The following is a 2,910-nucleotide window of genomic DNA, read 5'->3' on the forward strand; positions in this document are numbered from 1 at the left end:
TAAAAGCTGCCAACGTGCAGCAAATGAAAAGCTAAGGTTAAAGCCCAGGACTCAGAAAATGGCACACTATTTCTGAGTGGAGCCAACAGAATACGCCGAACTCAGGCCTGAAAAAACGAGCAGATTGGGCGGTCTGACAAACCTGCCAAGTGCAGCAACGAAGCAACTCAAACAAAGCCACCGCTTGCCGCACTTGAAAACTGAGCCGTCATTTTTCAACCAGTGAGAGCAGCCCAACAACAAAGGCGCGGCACACTATCCAAAGGCCAAACCTGACGAAATCCTGCTAGAACAGCGCCTCGATCTGTTGCGGCGACCTGCCTACTATCCCGAAACCACCAGACTCAACCGACGCAACCAAGCCAATGCAATAACGCCAAGCTCACGCGAACGAAAGCGACGGCCGGTTTTGTGTAAAATTGAGCGCAGCGAAAACACAAAACCGGACTAGCGTTCGTGTCGCGTGCAGCGCCTTGTTATTGCAAGAAACAGCAAAAAGAATGCTAAAAGCTGCCAACTTGCAGCAAGTGAAAAGCCAAGGTTAAAGCCCAGCAGCCCGATTTTGGCACACTATTTCTGAGTGGAGCCAACAGAATGCGCCAAACGCAAACCTGAAAAAACGAACAGATTGGGCGGTCTGGCAAATCTGCCAAGTACAGCAACGAAGCAATTCGAACAACGCCACCGCTTGCTGCGCTTGAAAAATGAGCCGTTACTTTTAAACCAATGAGAGCAGCCCGATAACGAAGACGCGGCACACTATTCAAAAGCCAAGCCTGACGAAACCCTTCTAAAACAGCGCCTCGATCTGCTGCGGCGGCCTGCCTGCTATCCCGAAACAACCCGCCTCAACCGAGGCAACCAAGCCAATGCAATAACGCCCCATTCACGGGCTTGTCCCGTGCAACGGTTTGTTAATTATCGAGAGGTGAGCAATGACTAACATAAACGAGTGTTGCGAAGGGTTTGATACTTGGGAGGATTACTGATGCTAGATAGTTATCTTCCTATGCGAAAAGCATACTCGCCAATAAAGCGGTGTTTTATATCCAGCGAGGGCGGTAGTTTATTCCGATGCATAAACACATTGGGGTATCAGATCGGCCCTGACTTTTACTCGCGCGAAGATGCTGAGAGGTACGCTCGACAACATGGGTTTGAGCCAGTAGATAATTAACGCCCGGCTCACCGAGCAAATTTTTGATGGCGGTTTTTGTGCGTGTTTTTGCACAAAAGGAGACAGCGGAAATTTGTCCGGTGCAGCCGCTTGTTAAAAGTTTTTCCTGCGAGTACTACGCTGAAACCAAGCACGACTGAAAGGCATGCATTTCGTACCAGCACTTACAGAATATTTAGAACCGGTATCGGTAATAATTACACATTCGCAAGTACAAGGCTCTCCAGACATACCCCGCTTGTGTAATTGTTCTCGGTACTCGACATCAAATTTTGCGTGGATGATTGCAGAGTTAACCCATTTAGCAGGAATCGACCGTGACCCGAGTATTTTTAAAAATTTACTTTGCCAAATATAAACCAATGGCTCAAATGATTCTGAGTATGGATATATCGTAGATCCAAGCAAGTCGATCGATATTTCTGCACCACTATTATTCTTAGACAGGTCATAAAGTTTAGCTAATTCCCAATAACCATCATAATCATTGTTTCGGCTAACAAACGAGCTAACAATGCCTTGAGCTATATTTTTCAATTCTTTACGACGAGCCATATTTTTACTTTTAACGCCACACATAAACGGCGCGAGCTTGCGAGCGTCCGGCGACCGAAGGGAGCGAATTTAATGTGTTTGTTATACGTAGCATTAGCGGGCGTACCTACGAAATGCCGTCGTAATTACTTCACCGGCCTTTACAAGATCAATACTAAATCCGAATAACCCAGGCTTAGCCTCGAAAATCTTCAGGGCGTCATTTACTTCTATTTCGTGTTGAGCACGGTGAGCCACATCAAATGGATCGACACCATCATTGGCCACTGCGTCGGTAATGGCAGCTAGCGGATTTCTGAAGCGATAAGCGCCGGGGACCCCCTCATAGACACGACTCCCCAAATTAAAAAGCAACCAAGGATGCTCTTGCGGATCAAACTCGTCGAAGTCCGTACTGATCATTAGTAGCGCTGGTGTTTTTTGAATTTCCTCCAACTGCTCAGGTGTCCAGCTCTTTTGAAGCACCCCTTGCCTCGCCTGCTCAATATCGCCTGAGAACGGTCTAACTACGGCCCCGTGATCACCAAGATTCCTGGCAAAGCGCTCTAGCTCTAGGCTGAGTTCTCGTGCGAACTGCGATTGCTCTTCGATATAGTCTTCCAGCAACAAAAAGAAGAGGCATCGAACACCATTTCTCGTTGTTCCTACGTAATTGTGCGTGATCCACATGCCTTCGATTCCTTTACGTATAACGCTAAGCTCACGCGAACGAAAGCGACGGCCGGTTTTGTGTAAAATTGAGCGCAGCGAAAACACAAAAACGGACTAGCGTTCGTGTCGCGTGCAGCGCCTTGTTATTGCAAGAAACAAAAAAAGAAAGCTAAAGGCTGAAAACTTGCCGAAAATGGCCAACTTAGGTTAAAGCCGCATCACTCGTTCCTGACACACTATCTCTAAGTGAAACCAACAGAATGCGTCGAACTCAAGCCTGAAAAAACGAGCAGATTGGGCGGTCTGGCAAACCTGCCAAGTACAGCAACGAAGCAACTCAAGCAAAGCCACCACTTGCCGCGCTTGAAAACTGAGCCTTAACTTTTAAACCAGTGAGAGCCGCCCAATAACGAAGGCGCGGCACACTATTCAAAGTCCAAACCTGACGAAATCCTGCTAGAACAACGCCTCGATCTGCTGCGGCGACCTGCCTGCTATCCCGAAACAACCAGCCTCAACCGACGCAA

General features: G+C 47.8%; 2 protein-coding genes. Both read right to left on the minus strand.

The features are described from left to right. Positions 1-1,270 precede the first annotated feature (1,270 nt). Entirely contained in the window at positions 1,271-1,732 is a 462-nt protein-coding gene (locus V6U78_RS12590; protein WP_405341531.1) for a hypothetical protein, read from the minus strand. A gap of 93 nt (positions 1,733-1,825) precedes the next feature. Then, positions 1,826-2,401 carry a hypothetical protein gene (locus V6U78_RS12595; RefSeq protein ID WP_405341534.1) on the minus strand — a complete coding sequence of 192 codons (576 nt, stop codon included), beginning with the start codon at positions 2,399-2,401 and terminating at the stop codon, positions 1,826-1,828. Between the last annotated feature and the right edge of the window lie 509 nt (positions 2,402-2,910).

Origin of the sequence: Marinospirillum alkalitolerans (genome assembly GCF_045055655.1) — a bacterium.
GTDB lineage: Bacteria > Pseudomonadota > Gammaproteobacteria > Pseudomonadales > Halomonadaceae > Marinospirillum > Marinospirillum alkalitolerans.